The organism is Vibrio sp. STUT-A16, from assembly GCF_026000495.1.
Classification (GTDB): Bacteria; Pseudomonadota; Gammaproteobacteria; order Enterobacterales; family Vibrionaceae; genus Vibrio; species Vibrio diabolicus.
In genome coordinates this window covers 1,352,572-1,368,764 of record NZ_AP026766.1, presented here as the reverse complement: position 1 = coordinate 1,368,764, position 16,193 = coordinate 1,352,572, and the positions used below count along the sequence as shown (strand labels likewise).

Sequence of the window (16,193 nt, the reverse complement as noted above, 5' to 3'; positions counted from 1 at the left end):
TTAGATAGCAAGGATCCTTATGGCGAATAAAAAAGTATTAATTCTCTTTGCTCATCCTTCCCAGCATCGTTCAGAAGTGAATACTCCACTTTTCAAAGAAGCTCAAAAAATTGAAGGCGTGACATGTGTTGATCTCTATGGTGAATACCCTCGTTTCGATATCAATATCGACCGTGAACAACAACGCTTGCGTGAGCATGATGTAGTGGTTTTTCAATTCCCACTATATTGGTATTCAACCCCAGCAATTTTAAAAGAGTGGCAAGATCTGGTTTTGGAGTATGGCTTTGCTTACGGCACTGAAGGAACCGAACTACAAGGTAAAACCATGCTGTGCGTACTTTCGGCCGGTGGCAAGGAAGAAGCCTATAAAGCCGAAGGCTACAACCATTTTACGATTCGGGAACTGCTCGCTCCTATCGAGCAAATGTCAGCGCTCACGGGTATGCACTACATTGCGCCTCTTGCTTTGTTCGGCGCACGTACAGCCGAAGAGGAAGGACGAATTCCCCGTCATGCCGAACGGTACAAAAGCCTGCTAACAGCATTAGTCGAAGATAGACTAGATGTTGAAGCAGCTGCGTCATTAATCAAACTCAACAGCGCACTTCCGAAGCTCATCAAGGAGGCTTCATGACAGGGATATTCTTACAAGCCTTCGTGTATTTGATTGCCGCTGTGATTGCGGTACCACTTGCCAAGCGTTTAGGGCTCGGTTCCGTTTTAGGTTACCTCATCGCTGGTGTGGTAATTGGTCCAATTATCGGTTTAGTCGGTGAGGAAACAACGACAATTCAGCACTTTGCCGAATTTGGCGTGGTGATGATGCTATTCCTAGTGGGGTTAGAGCTAGAGCCTAAAATGCTCTGGTCAATGCGAAATCGTTTAATGGGCTTAGGCGGTCTTCAAGTTGGCGGTACCATCGCGGCGATTATGGGTATTGCCCTGTACTTTGAGCAGCCTTGGACCATTGCCTTAGCCATCGGCTTGATTTTCGCCCTTTCTTCTACCGCAATTGTTTTGCAAACTTTTAGCGAAAAAGGGTTAACGAAGACAGAAGGCGGACAAAACGCGTTCTCTGTTTTGCTTTTCCAAGATATCGCTGTTATCCCGATGTTGGCCTTTATTCCACTGCTGGCCCTGCCGGAGTTAGTCGAACAAGCACAAAATGCTGTTCAAACGGCTGCGCAGCATCATGACGATTTAAACCTCGTGGCCGATTTACCGGGCTGGGCGTACGGAATAGTCATCATAGCATCGATTGCGATTGTCGTCGTTGGTGGTCACTTTTTAAGTCGACCTCTGTTGAGCTATGTTGCTAGCTCTGGGCTGCGTGAGATTTTTACCGCCACCGCATTGATGCTGGTGATCGGCATCGCAGCACTGATGAGTTTAGTGGGCTTATCTCCTGCCTTAGGAACCTTCTTGGCTGGCGTTGTATTGGCGAACAGCGAATTCCGTCACGAGCTAGAGTCCAATATCGAACCATTTAAAGGGTTGCTGCTGGGTCTGTTCTTCATCACAGTCGGAGCTGGGATCAATTTCTCAGTTCTATTTGGTGACTTCTGGTTGATCATGGCACTGACCATTGGCGTGATGGTATTGAAAGCCTTGGTGCTATTTATTCTCGCGCTGATATTTAGAGTGAAAGGCAGCAACCGCTGGCTGTTTACCTTAAGCTTGGCTCAAGCGGGTGAATTTGGTTTTGTGTTGCTAAGCTTCTCTGTGCAAAACCACGTCATTCCGTTTGAACTCTCGCAAACTCTTGCGCTGGTTGTTGCTATCTCAATGTTCTTAACGCCAGGCTTGTTCATTCTATTTGACAAATTAATACTGCCGCGTTTTGAAACTCAATCAAACGAAAGAGAAAGCGATACGATTGAAGAAAAAGGCACAGTAATCATCGCTGGTATCGGCCGTTTTGGTCAGATTGTTAACCGCTTGCTTGTTTCTAATGGTGTAACAACAGTGGTGCTCGATCACCAAGCCAACCAAGTTGATAACATGCGCCAGATTGGCACTCGTGCTTATTTTGGCGATGCGACTCGACCAGATATGCTACACACTGCAGGCATCGAGCATGCGGCTGCGTTGGTCGTCGCAATTGATAACCAAGAATCGAGTGTGGAACTGGTGAAGTACGTCAAACACACGTACCCCAAAGTAACGGTGATCGCACGCGCCTTTGACCGTGGTCACGGCTATCTTTTGCGTCAAGCTGGGGCTGATATTATTGAATCGGAAACCTACCATTCCGCATTGGAGATGGGCGGTCACACGATGAAAGCACTTGGTATTCATCCCTTCTTTGTTGAGCAGCAAAAAGCGACATACAAGCGTGTTGAAGCACGCAAGTCCGAGATACTCTACAAAGCTTGGGAAGATGATTCTGAAGGCGAACGTTATGACAACAATTTCCGACAACTGTTTATTCAGTTAGAGGAAAAAATGGCGGAAGAGATGCAAAAAGATCGCCATGACAAACTCTCGCGCTCAGAACGTGGTTGGACGCCACCGCCGAAAGGTTACGCCGATGACTTCAATGAAGATAACGTTCAAGAACTAACACCGCCGAGAGAAGAGCCGCTCTGACGGTAACTTGCTCAATATTAAAAACCTCCCGTTTGGGAGGTTTTTCTTTTTCAGTACCGAGTCACATGCCGTGCAGGATAAAATGATCTTCTCACGAGATTACATAAGATCATTCATTAAAATCTCATACTCTTCGTTTGCTTCTTCCACTAAATGAGAAAGCTCTAACGCATCAGTAACTGCAAGATTGAACTGCCACGGAGTTGTGTCTTCTTTACCACAGATTCGAGTTTCACACCCACGACTCTCAAAAGACAAATCATCAAACTCTGTGGTATGGCGCTCTTGAAGTTCTACAATCTCAACTTCTAATTTACCGACAGGGTTAACTTTAACGTGAGCATGTAAATCCGAACTGTTAGACAAACAATAATCTCTATGAACCGCAATCATGGCCGCCTCCTTGGTCTGCCAACTGACAACTCACCCATGAGTGTAGACGAGGGAGTTTGAACGTGGGGTGAAATAATAATGAAGATTGATCTGTCTCATTGGAGTAGACAATTATTGTTGTGCTGGTATGAGCCGGTATGAATCTCATCTGATTTAAATCGTTCCTAGATCACAAGAGTTGGCATTTACCGAGACTTTCCCTATTATCGAAACAAATTTACTGTAGTCATTCTTTAGAGGTCAGTATGGAGCTTGAAGCCGTCGCTAAAGCACTAAAAGAGTTAGGGCATCCTACTCGTTTAAGTATTTACAAAGAAGTTGTCAAAGCGGGATACAAAGGTATCGCGGTAGGCGGCGTACAAGAAAAGCTTGGCATTCCTGCATCCACTCTCTCTCATCATATTTCTAGTCTAGCCTCAGCCGGGCTTCTCACCCAACGTCGTGAGGGGCGAACCCTTTTTTGCGTTGCAGAGTACCAATGTTTAGATGATGTGATCAGCTTTTTAAAGGCTGAATGTTGCGTTAATGAGTGCTCATAACCTTATAGCAGAGGCGAAAGACTTCGGTTTTACATTAGACTTTACCCGTTCTTGAATGACCGCCGACAAACATAAACACCGAGCTCACTAAGCTCGGTGTTTTATTTTTTAGTTTTCGACGAGCAACATTGAAGCTTTAGGTGGCACAATTAACTTACCGTCAGATGGAACGTCCTGCTCCGTCATCAAATCCACCCAGTCACCATCCATTTTCAATGTCAAAGACTGCTGACGCTGCGATTTATTAAGCACGACAACGCCTTTGCTCCCTCGCTTCAATACCAGCATATCATCGTTACCTTCAAGAACACTCATCGACTCGCCATGCGTCATATTATGGAATTGGATCATTTTCGCCATTCGCGGATCGTTCCATGCGCCTTGCCATCTTGGCTTGCCATTTTTATCTGTAATACCGCTAGTGTTTAAGTCGGTATAAACCAATGGCACACCACCATCGCGGCCTAGAATGTAGGCATAAGCTAACCATTCATTTTCCTCATCCATGATCAGATCGAGAAAAACGTCATTGTTAGGAATGTCATGCGTGACAACAAATGTAATCGCGCGACCGGGCGAAAGGGCCTGACCGAAACAGTATGGGTCAATCAACGACTTGAAACTGCCCTTTTTAGCAAACGCCTTAAAAATGGTCGAGAACAACGGGAAATCGTAAGCGCCTAAGCGAGTTTCCTGTAAATACGGCTCAAGAAACAACTGATACTCTTCCTCTGTCGCACCGCCATCGGTAATAATTTCGCCAAATATATGCACATCGCGCGTGATGTCGTCTGTCCAAACACGTTTAAGATGCTCTAACGTCATGTGTTTCGCGGCATCAATACGAAAACCTTTCACACCAATGGCTTTCAGTGCTTTTAGGTAAGCGCGTTGCTGCTCAACGACATGGTCACAAACACGGAGGGTTGGCAAGCCAGGATCGGTTGGTCCACCTGTGATGCGTCCATTTTGTACCTGCCATTTATCTTTCCAGTCTTTAATACCGAACGCTTCAACAAAGTCCTCTTCATCAAAAAGCGGTTGAGATAAGTCGCCAAATAACGTTAGCGACTGATATTTCTGTTTGTTTTGTTGGTATTCCTCCAAGACCTCTTGCCTTGGGTATTGGAGGTCTCGGCGAAGGTGGGCCTCATTTGCCATATGGTTAAACACCACGTCAGCGTAAACCCACACGCCAACTTGCTCCAGTTCACGAACCATACGGATAAAGTCTTTGGTATCACCCAACGCATTGTCGATGACACGGTAATCTTGAGGTTGATAGCGCTGCCACCAGCGATCATCGTGGGCGCTTTTCATTGGTGGCGAAACCAACACGGAGCCGTAACCTAGCTCGTGGATTTCTTTTGCTCGTTGGGCAATGTCAGCATACTTCCAATCAAACGCATGTAAGATAACATTCGCACCGAATGATTGTATTTCCTGTGAGCCACTCATGTTGTTCTCCTACTCGTTTTCACTCACGATTACTTGTTTGCATTTTTTTGTGAGTGAATTCAATAGTCGAAATTATAAGAGCTATTCATCAGACGCCCTCACCCTTTTCGCCCTAACTCAAGGCTGAAAATGAAGGCGTAGTGACTCCTCCATTGCCCAAGTAGAAACGGTTCTGGACGTAAACGAGTAGATGACATTCAAGCACACCGCACACAAAACACACTAAGTCATTGTTTTGTATTGAAAAAGATTACATTCAAAATATATGAAAGAAAATGCCCGGGTACGCCCTAAAGGAGGCCAAAGACTAAAAACAGCCAAACCACTCTATTGAGTAACTAATTTTTAATAAAGTGAAACTGGCAGGTGGATCACGTTTGGCGCGTATTCAAAATAGCCCCCTTCTGCGTATCCCACCTTAAAACATGGAAGATTACCGTTTGTATCTATCCCGAAATGACTTCAAAATGCGGAACTTAGCTTATGCCTATTGGTATGAATTACCTTGGAGGGTAATCATGAATATCAAAGAGTTTTCTAGCCTCGTCGGCTTGTCTGCTCATACACTTCGATACTATGAAAAAATTGGCTTACTTAAACATGTCCATAGAAACGCGAGTGGGCATCGAGTGTATAGTGCGAAAGATCTAAGCTGGATTAGCTTCGTAAAGCGATTAAAAGAAACTGCAATGCCACTTGAAGAGATTCTGGAATATGCAAAATTAAGGGAAGTCGGCTCAGAGTCTGTACGACAACGCCAAGCCTTGCTAGAGCAACATCAAGAAAACCTCAAGATCCACATTGAACAGCAGCAGAAGCACTTAACGGCTCTAGAAGAAAAAATTGCCTTGTATAAAAGCGGAAAAGTTCGTTGACTTAGAGTTAACTCTAAGGATTAAGGTATGTTTGCATTTATTCACTAGGAACATATCAATGGAACAATCACGCTTTAACAAAGGATTAGAACTACTCTCTCACATTGATGGCGACGCTGGTCATAACGTCATCGAAAGCTTACAAGATATTTGCCCAGATTTAGCTCAGTACACCATTGAGTATCCGTTTGGCGATATTTATGCTCGCCCAGGCTTAGACCTAAAATCGAGAGAAATCGCAACCGTCGCCGCGCTAACGGCAATGGGGAATTGTTCGCCACAACTGAAAGTACATCTCAATGCAGCACTGAATGTAGGCTGCAGCGAGGCTGAAATTAAAGAAGTCATCTTACAGATGTCCGTCTACGCAGGGTTTCCAGCGGCATTAAACGGCATGTTTGCCTTCAAAGAAGTGCTGGCGGAAAGAGCAGAGTAATCACGACGTTGAAATCAATTTAAAGGCAATTAAAAACGGCCCTTGGGGATCGGGCCGTGATTTAAACAACGAGTGAATTAGCGCTCAGGGGTTTCAAGCAGTTTAACCGCGCAATCTACCGCGTTGTTAATGCCTTGACTACTCTCCAACTTGCCTGAACTTGCAGGACCAAGGGCACAAGAATACAAAGCCAGCTGCTTATCGAACGGCAGATCCAACTGTTCATATAGATTTTGTCGGATTCTTGCATGTTGTTCTGGTTCTTGGTTAGCAAGGCTAATCAACGTTTCATAAATAAGCGTTTTCATGTCTTTCCCTTTTCACTTTATTGCACGGGGTGCATATATATTGTATCCGTTTGGAAAGCACAAATCAGAAGCTAGGTCACAGAACGCGTCGCTAAAAAAGTTTATGTGCACGGTAAATTGTAATACAAACCTAAAGCCGTCTAGAAAAAGAGCAAAGGATAACTCGATAAATCAGCCGATTAACTGGCATTCGCCGCTGTTTGATTACAATAGCGTCCGATACAAACAAAAACGCCGCTCAATGAGCGACGTTTTTATCTCGATTTCAGCTAATCAAGCATGTTTTAGTTGAAGTGCACTAACATTTCAACGTCATCACCTTGTTCTGGTGCTTGAAGAGAGAAGTGCACATAACCCGCTTCAGTAACAGGAATCGCAAGGTATTCGTTGCTACCTGCATAGTTAGACACGTACTCGTGTTGCTCAACCGTAGGCCAATGCTCTCTGCTGGCGTATAGATCGACATTACCCGTTTGAGAGTGAGCCGTTAGCCATACACGAATCTCTTCAACACCTTCAGGTACATACACTGCCGCATAACGCTGCTTGTGAACGGTCAGCATTTTTGCTTCACCAGACTCTAGTACCACCGGTGCCAAATCGTCTTGCACTTGTGTTGGCGGTGTTTGCGCTTCAACGTCTAAAGCAGCCACAAGATTCACAGAGTCATAGCTATCACGGCCAGTTAAACTGATGTAGTAACGACCTGCTTTCACGTAACCATCCTGCTCTGGCTCAAATACAATCTCTTCATTGCTGCCATCGCCATACTGGCTCATTTCAAAGTCGTAGTAATGCGCAACTTTGTTGTAGCTCATGTAAAGATCCGCATCCCCCGCACCTTCAATAGATACATTAAAGCGAACGGTGTTGGCTGGTACGTCAACGTAGAACAGTTTTTCGCTATACGCTTCGCCACTGAGTTGAAGGCTTTGGTTCGCCGTCAATTCAGTCACTTGTGCTTCAGGTTCTGTTGGCTCTTCTGGGTCAGTACCTGGTTGCTCTGGCTCCAATTCTAACGTATCCAACCAGCGCTCAAACTCTGCGTCATATTGTTGACCTAATGTCGTCACCTGTTGCGCCCACTGTTCAAACTGACCAGTACGCGACAACGCCAACAAGCTTTCTACGTCTTGCGGATGATTTTCTAACATGAATCGAACGGCCAAGTAACCCCAACGATAGATACGATTAGTATCGTGAGAATATGTGGTATCAAACACAGTTGAAAGGCTCAGTTTACCGCCTGCAATCAGTTCGATCGCCGCTTGGTAGCCTTGTTTGTAATGCATGTATTCAGCAAAACCTTCCAGCCACCACACGATATGACCGTGGGCTAAGTTATCACTGAATGAGCCGTACTGGTTAAATCGCGCATCCAAATAGTGCGTGTACTCATGCTCTAGATTCAAGATCGATAAATCTTCGCCATTCGCATAGCGATAAGCCACGAAACGGGCGGTATTGTCCGCTTTTGATGGATTCCCCTCAAGGTACTGACCACCGTTGTCCGTTGTGTTACCAAACAGGAACGAAGAATAATCAACGTAGCTGTCGTTACTAGCAAACACCGCCACTTCAACACGATCATTCAAGTCATCAGCAACAGGTTGATTGCCCGTATTCGCCACTTGATGGAAGTCGGCTTCTTTCGCAGCCAGTACTTCACACGCTTTTGCAGCTTGAGCATCAGTTAGATCTTCAGAGCGAATGATGGCAGGCCCCTGACACTCAAAACGATTTGGCATCACGCGCGCAGCTAGATCTTGCTTAGCTTGCTCAATATTCAGACCATTTAGGCCTTCTGGTGCGTAGTAGCCCATCATCTCTACGGCAGCAAGCCACAGTTTGTCATGCTCGCTGCCCAATGGGTAACGCTGCATCACTTGTTGCATCACAGCCAAGGCTTTGCGTTTGGTCTCCTGATCTGGGCTCGCAAGCAAACGACCAGTTTCACGTAATGCATTGAAAACAATAAAGCTCGCATCCGTATCCAATGCCCAAGCGTTATCAGATGCGAATCTAGCTAATGTATCAATATGGTGAGTATTGTTTGCCATGTAGCGGTAGAACTCATCGTTTGCTACATGACCTGCCATAGAACGGAACAGGTTGTTTAAACCATCGACCCATTGCGTGTCCTGCGCGGTTTCACGGTTAAAGTGCATCAACGCGGCCATCATGCTATCCATGGTCAGCGGCAACTGCTTCACGTTATCAACCATCAAAGTCAGGCTCTTCATTGCGCCAACTTGTTCACGACCTTGATCCAAAGCATGAGGATTGTTTAGGAATAGGTTCGTCGACTGAGCAAAACGCTGACTCAACGCTTGCGAAAACTCAGGTGTACCTGTGCCAGCATTGTAACGAACGTAGTATGCAGCACGAATAAACTCGCCCAGATTTTCTATAACACGAGCTTGCTCTGCTTCTCCACGATAGAGGGCAATTTCTTGATCCAACGCGACTTGGATACGGCTTAAGCTCGCTTCGCTGTAAATATCGTTCAGCGTTGCGGAAGGAGCTGAAAACCAAGCGTGGTAGCAATCATACTCTGCACCAGAAACGGCAGCAGCCAAGTCTCTCGATTGTTGTAAATCAGCAACAGCGCACTGGTTTTGTGCAAAAGAGAAGCTAGACACACTCGCTAGCATACAAGCAAGCGCCAAACGATGGCGCGGGAAAAAACGGATATGAGACATAACAACACTCATTGATTATTAACATACATGGAGTGGGGGTTTATATTCTTTACAGCTCAAACAGTGAAATCAGTGTCATAAAATTTATGAAATCGCTCCCAAAAATAGGCTTTTTACTCTAAATTTATGGGATCAATCCCAACCCAAGATTTCTCACAATTATCAATAAAAACATTAATTTACCTTTTTCTAAATAACGACTTTATGAGGAAAATTGCTCTTAAACGCCCCCCTTAACTCTTCCAGATAGAGTTCACGACAATCAAAGGTTCTAAATTAAATTTTGATGCTTGATACCATCTATTTTTATTTGTGACTCATTCCCAATAAGTCATCGAGTGCATATCAAAAGGTTGGCATTAATGGTAAATTCTCCGCCAAATCAAACACATTTACTCCTCGAGTCATTGATGAGTGAATAAAGCAGATATTTGGCTAGGGATAATACATGTCACTTTGGGGATTTTTGGGAGCGGGGATTGCCTACTTCATGACAACGTTTGCCTTTGTTTTTGGCGGCATTTTTTGGTTATGTGCTGAAGGTAATACATTAAGAGAAACAAAGCGCCAATCATCAATAATGTCCGGGGTTATTGCTTGTACTATTGGAACTTGGGTGCTTGCTTTTGGTGTTTACGTTTACGGTTACTTTTGGGATAACTCTTCTCACTATTATTTTTATTTGCTCGCTCCATGGGGACTTGCCATTTTTGGGGTAAAACTTCGTAACCGCTGGGTTAAGCAATACGCGCGTGTAAAACACGCAAAAGAAGAACAGTGGCAAAAGCGCTGGCGAGAATTATTAGGGGAAGATACTGAAGATCTTCCACCATATCCACATGATTACGAGCTCTACTCGGGCATTTGGCAAGCCAATGAAGCGCTCCGAGAACAGTGTTTTGCAGCCCTTCCTCACGGGAAAGCAGTCTACGAGAGAGTGAAAGCCTTCCAAACGATGGCCTCCCCCGCTGGTGACATAAACAATCAAGTTTTGCTGAGTAAACTCGACCAACTAGAGGATGAAATCATTCAAGTTCTTGAGCAACACTCGCAAAAGAAAGTAAGCATTAAAACTGGCTCAGGTACTTTACGCAAAGAGTCAAAACGCAATGTTTATCGCCATGAGAATGGCCCAACAGAAGAGCAACTGTGCGACTCAATCAATCTCCAACATGATTTGGATCGAGAGCTACGCAACATTATCTATGATCGGCTCGGTTACGATGGCGAAGATGAGTACTTTTTCCTCCAAGCGCCACTCGAAGAGCTTACCGAGAATGAAACCGCAATCAACTGGATGCTCTGGGGTTTAGTAAGCGACCATTTTGCTGTTGACCCATACCAAACTGCGTTGGATCTCAGCCTAATGAATGCGGAACCAAGATGGGGGCAAAATGAACGGTTTGTAATGATTACGGCTCAATAAACGCAAGTACTAAGCCTAACTTTAATACAACCTATTCTGAGACCACCCTCGCGTTGGTTAACTTAGCCAATAAGCCGCCAACGCGATCACGCATTTCACGTCTGTCTACAATCATATCTAATGCACCATGTGCTAATAAAAACTCACTTCTTTGGAACTCGTCTGGTAGCTTTTCACGTACCGTTTGTTCAATAACACGCCTTCCCGCAAAGCCGATGCTTGCTTTAGGCTCACCAATATTGATGTCTCCCAACATGGCTAAACTCGCCGAGACGCCACCATAAGTTTGGTCCGTCAATACTGAGATATAGGGTAATCTGTGCTCAGATAAGTGGTTTAACGCGGCGCTGGTTTTTGACATTTGCATTAGTGCTACCAGAGACTCTTGCATGCGCGCCCCTCCGCAAGCAGAAAAACACACTAGCCCAGATTTTATATTAATCGCAGTTTCAACGGCGCGGACAAATTTCTCGCCAACCACCGCCCCCATCGAACCAGCCATGAAAGAGAATTCAAACGCACAAGCTACAACAGGCAAGCCTAGCAACTTCCCCTGCATCACAACCAAGGCATCTTTTTCTCCAGTCGTTTTCTGCGCGATGGCAATTCGCTCTTTATATCGTTTTAAATCTTTAAAACCCAAAATATCCTGCGGTTCCAACTCACTTGCCAACTCTTGCTGTGTTCCATGATCCAGAAAAGTGTTCAACCTTTGACGTGCAGCCATTCTCATGTGATGAGAGCACCTAGGACATACTTCCAAATTCTCTTTTAATACCGCGCGATAAAGTATTTGTTCACATTCAGGGCATTTTGTCCAAACGCCCTCTGGAATAGACGCTTTGCGCGAACCTATTATATTCTTATTCTCAAATAACCTTTCTAGCCAACTCATGAGTACCTCATTATTGATCACCTCGTAGCACGACATCTGCATCGTTTGCCCGCTCTGACTGTTAAATAAAATTGTATGCAACTCAGTCTGAGGATAAAGTGCAATATGCTGGCTTGATAATCCAACAAAGTGGGACAATAGAATGTTTGATAACGTCGACCAAACCTGGTTAAAAAGTTTTCATTGTGTTTATGAGAACAACAGCTTTAAGCGAGCCGCTGAGTGTTTGAATATACCAACATCGAATGTCAGCCGACATATTGCCCTGCTTGAAGAAAAGTTAAACATCAGGTTGTTCAATAGAACAACAAGGCGAATGACGCCTACCGAGGCTGGAGAAGAGCTCTATAGCAGCACTCGTCCATTATTGGAACAACTCAACAACGCGCTAGAAACCGTGACTCGCCACTCGCACACTGTAACGGGAGAGCTACGTATTCTTATGCCAGACACACCTGTACTGGCCAAAGCGGTTGTCACCTTTTGCACGCAATACCCGTCAATCTCTTTATCTTGCGATACAACGCTAAACCCTAAAGATGAGATTATTGATAGCTTTGATGTCATTTTGAGTTTTCATAGAGGGACTTTGTCTGACAGCAATTGCGTAGCAAGGGAAATAAAACGCTGGCCCAGTGCTATTTTGGCTGCGCCTCAACTGCTTAATAAGTGCGGCCGCCCTTACAAAATTACGGATTTAAATCATGTTCCCTGTATCACGACACTTACTGCAGTAAATGGCGCTCCCTGGGTGTTTAAAAATCCCGACGGAGGTCATATTACGCAAACAGTACAATCATCGTTCAAAGTAAACAGTGGCCATCTCGCTAAATCTGGCGCGTTATCAGGGCTTGGATACGCAATACTTCCAATAGAATCATGCAAAGATGAGATCGAGAGCGGCAAGCTTGGAGTCATCCCTCTAGAATACGAACCTGAAGATTTAGTGCTTTATGCGTTTTACTCTTCTAGAAAGCACTTAGCCAAGAAAATCTCTATGTTTGTTGAGCACTTAAAACAACACGCGAAGCTTAACGCCTAGTTAATCACTGATCGTTTATCCCAATAACTATAAAAGCTGGCATAGTAGAGCAAATCGACATTCGATTTTCTCAAATAAAAAAGCCAGCAATCGAGATTTACTGGCTTTTGCAAAAGGATTTCCGCTGGCGTTTAAATTCTAAACGCTCCTACGTGACGATCGAGAGTTCTCGATAATTCCGCAAGTTGTTGACTTGATTCTTCCAATTGCTCACTCGCCGTTAGCGCGTTTTTCACGGAGTGACTGACGGTATCCATATTCATGTTAATTTCATTTGCTACCGTCGATTGCTGTTCTGTTGCCGTTGCCACCTGAGTATTGATATCCAAAATAGTGGTCACTTGATCTGCAATTGCCTCTAGTGCTTGTCGAGCGAGCTCCGTTTCTGCAGTGCCTTCTTCAATTAGGGTTCTACTGTTACTCATTGAATTAACCGCACTTTGGGCTTCGGTTTGCAACTGATGGATCATGTTGTCAATTTCATCAGTGGACTGAGCCGTTTTAGTTGCAAGATTACGAACCTCGTCTGCCACTACGGCGAAACCTCGTCCGGCATCACCGGCGCGCGCTGCTTCAATAGCGGCATTTAACGCCAATAGGTTAGTTTGCTCAGAGATCCCTCTAATGACTTCGAGAATACTACCAATCGACTGAGTGTTGTCCGCAAGACTTACGATAATATTGGAAGTACTGTTCATCTCGTTTTCAAGATTCGTCATCGCCGTCTTGGTGCGTTCTAGCGTCTTGTAGCCATCTTGAGTCTCATTACTTGCCGTGCTCGCAGCACTTGCTGCACCAGCAGCATTTGACGCGATTTCGTTGACGGTCGCGATCATTTCGTTCATAGACGTGACAACCAACATGGTTTGCTCATTCTGCTCCTGCCCTCTTGCGAGCGCTTGTTGAGATTGTCCACGCAGCGCAACAGCAGAACCATTCAGCTCTACACCAGTATTTACAACTTGTGTAATGATTTCATGTACCTTGCTAACAAACACGTTGAACGCCGAAGAAATTTGTGCGACTTCGTCATTACCTTTTGCTGGCAAACGAACCGTTAAGTCTCCGTCACCTTTCGAGATGTCTTGCAACGCCTCCTTAAGCGCAGAGAGCGGTCGCATCAGCTTGTTGAGTAGAAGCGATAGAGCCAAAACACACAGAACGAAGATCACCACCATGGAAATCAGTTGGGAAGTAATAATTCCATTCGTCGCTTGGCTTACTTCTGTAATAGGAATACCAATATCAAACGTTCCGTACAACTGACCATTCACGTAGATCGGCGCCATGATATCAAACACCCACACTTTCTGGACATCGGCATACCACTTTGAATACTGTTGTACACCCTTGGTTGCACCTTCAACGGTGTAGTTATCATTGTAGGTTTTATTTAGCTTTTGCTTATCACTGTGAGCAACCGCCGTCACATTGCGATCAATTACGACTGCATAGCTTACGTCTGAACGTTGTTTCAAACCCTCAACGAGCGATTGTAAGTCTTGCATTGGGTTGGCTGAGTTCTCCAAAATATAACTTGCATTTCCTGCTAAAAACTCAGCTTGAACTTGGGATTTGTTTAAGATGATGTCATCGATTTTCTGACTCGAAATTAGGTACGTTGATGCCATACTTGCTACGACAGCAATACCAAACATGGCGCAAACGGCTAATATGATGATTCTTTTCATTTTAATTGTCTCGGTACAATTCAATGTGATGCTCACGACAGAGCGTTAAGCCTTTCGCCTCTTATAACCAACACAAACTATATTTTTAGCCTGTCTGGCAAAGCTAGACGTAACTTTGTAGCCACTGTATCTGCCTGATTACCGATAACTTTAGAATGAAGGAAGAAAAGTCTTCAAAACGTCACATTTCTACGAGGTTTGGCTGAAAGACAAGAGAGCAATCGCTAACTTAAAGTAAGCGGCCACACTAGCATCGAGCGTTAAAGAAAGAGTTCTAGTTAGAGCCTTGAAAATATAAATAAGCGAGCGCTTCGACCTATATTCTTACAATTCTCCTTTGCTCAATTAAGTTAATTCTATTCCAAACTCTTTGATAACGATGGTCACAATGAAGAAACAAACGATTGAAATAATGGCGCAAATTCCCAAAGAGAACCAAAACGAATATCGGCTCAGTAAGAAAGGAAAAACTAGAAACATCGGCAATGTAGGCAGTACATACCAAAAAGTATAAAACGCGTGGTTCGCGAGCTTTTCCTGACCTTGACCTTCAATATACATCCAAATCAAAGCTAAAATAGTGACCGTCGGGAGCGCGGCAATCAGCGCTCCCGCTTTATCACTTCTCTTGGCAACTTCAGATATCAGCACCACTATTCCTGCGGTTAACGCGTACTTAGTAATCATCCACAACATGAAAGAGCTACCTTTAATAAACAAAAAGCGACGTAATAATTACAACAGAGCTTAGCTCATTAACGTCGTAAACCCGTGCATGCCCATATACATACCAACGGCACTAATCAAGATCCCCGATAGATAAGGTGCACGACGAGCCACATCGTTCAAACCACTCCACTTCGATGTTGCTTTTTGAACGCCCACTGCCGCGACAACACCAACCGCAACTAAAGTTAACGCTAGACCAATACTGAACGACACCACCAAGGTTGCACCAAGTGTCATGGCCTTAAGTTGCAAACAAATGAGTAAAACAGTGACCGCCGCCGGGCATGGTATTAACCCACCCGTCAAACCAAACAGAAGTATTTGTCCATTGGTAACATCTCGATCGCCAAAGCGCTTTTGAATATCTAGAGCGTGAGCACGCTCATGAGCGTCTTGGTACTCTTTATTCTCACCTTCCGAGTGGGAATCCGCATGAAAATGCACCTCGAAATCGTGGGTGTGATCATGGTGCCCGACCATCAACGTGACGAAAAAATCATCAGAGGCTTCAATACAGGAGGCGGATTCCAAATAGCCATCGCGCTCAATAAAGTGATAAATATCAGAAGGCTGCCTGATTGCGTTAGGTAGCACTAGTTTAACGTTTTCAGCCGTTAAAGGCTTACCGTTAAGTGTGCGTAACTGAAAACGGCAGTGATGCCCTTCTTCTACGATAGAAAGCGATAGATGCCCATGACCAGTATCGACAACTTGCGTTCTCCAGTCTCGAGCTTGCTTATGAGCTTTGTGCCAAGCTCGCTCATCGCTCCACGTTCTCCAGAACATCCATAAACCCGTCGAAACGATAATTACCCCAGAGATAAGCTGCATCCATGGCTCCGCAGCTTCTGCAGTAAATCTTTGACTTATATACATCCCACCCGCAGCAATTATCCATACGATCGCCGTATGGGAAAGCGTTGCAGCCAACCCCAACATCACCGCCTGCTTCACTGTTCCTTTTACGGCCACAATAAACGCCGCCATCATCGTTTTTGAATGTCCTGGCTCTAATCCATGTAACGCTCCTAATAAAATGGCGCTGGGTATAAAAAACCATCCATTACCTTGTTGTAATAATGCGACAAAATCCATTGTTATTCTCAA

15 protein-coding genes are annotated in these 16,193 nt (G+C 44.7%); 7 read left to right on the top strand and 8 right to left on the bottom strand.

All coding sequences use genetic code 11. From position 1 onward, the window contains the following. The first annotated feature begins 19 nt into the window (after positions 1-19). Together OO778_RS22745 and OO778_RS22740 are read left to right on the top strand one after the other, a co-directional pair. Positions 20-637, top strand: a complete 618-nt coding sequence (locus tag OO778_RS22745) for an NAD(P)H-dependent oxidoreductase (protein ID WP_203347925.1) — start codon at positions 20-22, stop codon at positions 635-637. Then, the gene (locus tag OO778_RS22740; protein WP_264911813.1) at positions 634-2,592 is read left to right on the top strand and encodes a monovalent cation:proton antiporter-2 (CPA2) family protein; all 1,959 of its coding nucleotides are present in this window, start codon (positions 634-636) and stop codon (positions 2,590-2,592) included. Before OO778_RS22745 ends, OO778_RS22740 begins: the two co-directional genes overlap by 4 nt. Positions 2,593-2,691: 99 nt before the next feature. Here OO778_RS22740 and OO778_RS22735 read toward each other — a convergent pair whose 3' ends face one another. Then, the gene (locus OO778_RS22735; protein WP_005392536.1) at positions 2,692-2,985 is read right to left on the bottom strand and encodes a hypothetical protein; all 294 of its coding nucleotides are present in this window, start codon (positions 2,983-2,985) and stop codon (positions 2,692-2,694) included. 245 nt (positions 2,986-3,230) lie between these two features. On the opposite strand from OO778_RS22735, the gene OO778_RS22730 reads away from it, so the two are divergent. After that, complete coding sequence (locus OO778_RS22730; RefSeq protein WP_164665806.1) at positions 3,231-3,524, top strand: metalloregulator ArsR/SmtB family transcription factor; 294 nt, start codon at positions 3,231-3,233, stop codon at positions 3,522-3,524. A 108-nt stretch (positions 3,525-3,632) separates the two neighbouring features. On the opposite strand, the gene OO778_RS22725 is transcribed toward OO778_RS22730, so the two are convergent. Then, on the bottom strand, positions 3,633-4,982 hold the full coding sequence (locus tag OO778_RS22725; RefSeq protein WP_264911811.1) for an alpha-amylase family protein: 1,350 nt from the start codon (positions 4,980-4,982) through the stop codon (positions 3,633-3,635). Between the two features lie 518 nt (positions 4,983-5,500). On the opposite strand from OO778_RS22725, the gene OO778_RS22720 reads away from it, so the two are divergent. Together OO778_RS22720 and OO778_RS22715 are read left to right on the top strand one after the other, a co-directional pair. After that, positions 5,501-5,857 carry a MerR family transcriptional regulator gene (locus tag OO778_RS22720; RefSeq protein ID WP_053809604.1) on the top strand — a complete coding sequence of 119 codons (357 nt, stop codon included), beginning with the start codon at positions 5,501-5,503 and terminating at the stop codon, positions 5,855-5,857. A gap of 58 nt (positions 5,858-5,915) precedes the next feature. After that, positions 5,916-6,293: a carboxymuconolactone decarboxylase family protein gene (locus OO778_RS22715; RefSeq protein ID WP_053809605.1), complete on the top strand. Its 378-nt coding sequence runs from the start codon at positions 5,916-5,918 to the stop codon at positions 6,291-6,293. A 77-nt stretch (positions 6,294-6,370) separates the two neighbouring features. Here the strand turns inward: OO778_RS22715 and OO778_RS22710 are convergent, their stop codons facing one another. Beyond that, positions 6,371-6,601: a PAS factor family protein gene (locus tag OO778_RS22710; RefSeq protein WP_005375384.1), complete on the bottom strand. Its 231-nt coding sequence runs from the start codon at positions 6,599-6,601 to the stop codon at positions 6,371-6,373. 284 nt (positions 6,602-6,885) lie between these two features. Further along, a complete protein-coding gene (locus OO778_RS22705; protein ID WP_264911808.1) occupies positions 6,886-9,303 on the bottom strand; it encodes a M9 family metallopeptidase in 2,418 nt (805 codons plus the stop codon). Positions 9,304-9,751: 448 nt separating this feature from the next. Here OO778_RS22705 and OO778_RS22700 point away from each other — a divergent pair, with 448 nt between their 5' ends. After that, a complete protein-coding gene (locus OO778_RS22700; RefSeq protein WP_264911807.1) occupies positions 9,752-10,729 on the top strand; it encodes a hypothetical protein in 978 nt (325 codons plus the stop codon). Positions 10,730-10,760: 31 nt separating this feature from the next. On the opposite strand, the gene accD is transcribed toward OO778_RS22700, so the two are convergent. After that, on the bottom strand, positions 10,761-11,624 hold the full coding sequence (gene accD, locus OO778_RS22695; RefSeq protein ID WP_264911806.1) for an acetyl-CoA carboxylase, carboxyltransferase subunit beta: 864 nt from the start codon (positions 11,622-11,624) through the stop codon (positions 10,761-10,763). A 142-nt stretch (positions 11,625-11,766) separates the two neighbouring features. On the opposite strand from accD, the gene OO778_RS22690 reads away from it, so the two are divergent. Further along, a complete protein-coding gene (locus OO778_RS22690; protein WP_264911804.1) occupies positions 11,767-12,666 on the top strand; it encodes a LysR family transcriptional regulator in 900 nt (299 codons plus the stop codon). Positions 12,667-12,797: 131 nt separating this feature from the next. On the opposite strand, the gene OO778_RS22685 is transcribed toward OO778_RS22690, so the two are convergent. From OO778_RS22685 to OO778_RS22675, 3 genes are all read right to left on the bottom strand, one after another. Beyond that, positions 12,798-14,357 carry a methyl-accepting chemotaxis protein gene (locus OO778_RS22685; RefSeq protein WP_074189876.1) on the bottom strand — a complete coding sequence of 520 codons (1,560 nt, stop codon included), beginning with the start codon at positions 14,355-14,357 and terminating at the stop codon, positions 12,798-12,800. A gap of 345 nt (positions 14,358-14,702) precedes the next feature. Continuing rightward, positions 14,703-15,053: a DUF3147 family protein gene (locus tag OO778_RS22680; RefSeq protein ID WP_005392525.1), complete on the bottom strand. Its 351-nt coding sequence runs from the start codon at positions 15,051-15,053 to the stop codon at positions 14,703-14,705. Between the two features lie 51 nt (positions 15,054-15,104). Then, a complete protein-coding gene (locus tag OO778_RS22675) occupies positions 15,105-16,181 on the bottom strand; it encodes a nickel/cobalt efflux protein RcnA (protein WP_054867525.1) in 1,077 nt (358 codons plus the stop codon). Positions 16,182-16,193: the final 12 nt, after the last annotated feature.

Bases quoted from the DNA above. Each gene is read 5' to 3' on its own strand.
- OO778_RS22745 (WP_203347925.1), top strand. From the start codon at position 20: ATGGCGAATAAAAAAGTATTAATTCTCTTTGCTCATCCTTCCCAGCAT.
- OO778_RS22740 (WP_264911813.1), top strand. From the start codon at position 634: ATGACAGGGATATTCTTACAAGCCTTCGTGTATTTGATTGCCGCTGTG.
- OO778_RS22735 (WP_005392536.1), bottom strand. From the start codon at position 2,985: ATGATTGCGGTTCATAGAGATTATTGTTTGTCTAACAGTTCGGATTTA.
- OO778_RS22730 (WP_164665806.1), top strand. From the start codon at position 3,231: ATGGAGCTTGAAGCCGTCGCTAAAGCACTAAAAGAGTTAGGGCATCCT.
- OO778_RS22725 (WP_264911811.1), bottom strand. From the start codon at position 4,982: ATGAGTGGCTCACAGGAAATACAATCATTCGGTGCGAATGTTATCTTA.
- OO778_RS22720 (WP_053809604.1), top strand. From the start codon at position 5,501: ATGAATATCAAAGAGTTTTCTAGCCTCGTCGGCTTGTCTGCTCATACA.
- OO778_RS22715 (WP_053809605.1), top strand. From the start codon at position 5,916: ATGGAACAATCACGCTTTAACAAAGGATTAGAACTACTCTCTCACATT.
- OO778_RS22710 (WP_005375384.1), bottom strand. From the start codon at position 6,601: ATGAAAACGCTTATTTATGAAACGTTGATTAGCCTTGCTAACCAAGAA.
- OO778_RS22705 (WP_264911808.1), bottom strand. From the start codon at position 9,303: ATGTCTCATATCCGTTTTTTCCCGCGCCATCGTTTGGCGCTTGCTTGT.
- OO778_RS22700 (WP_264911807.1), top strand. From the start codon at position 9,752: ATGTCACTTTGGGGATTTTTGGGAGCGGGGATTGCCTACTTCATGACA.
- accD (WP_264911806.1), bottom strand. From the start codon at position 11,624: ATGAGTTGGCTAGAAAGGTTATTTGAGAATAAGAATATAATAGGTTCG.
- OO778_RS22690 (WP_264911804.1), top strand. From the start codon at position 11,767: ATGTTTGATAACGTCGACCAAACCTGGTTAAAAAGTTTTCATTGTGTT.
- OO778_RS22685 (WP_074189876.1), bottom strand. From the start codon at position 14,357: ATGAAAAGAATCATCATATTAGCCGTTTGCGCCATGTTTGGTATTGCT.
- OO778_RS22680 (WP_005392525.1), bottom strand. From the start codon at position 15,053: ATGTTGTGGATGATTACTAAGTACGCGTTAACCGCAGGAATAGTGGTG.
- OO778_RS22675 (WP_054867525.1), bottom strand. From the start codon at position 16,181: ATGGATTTTGTCGCATTATTACAACAAGGTAATGGATGGTTTTTTATA.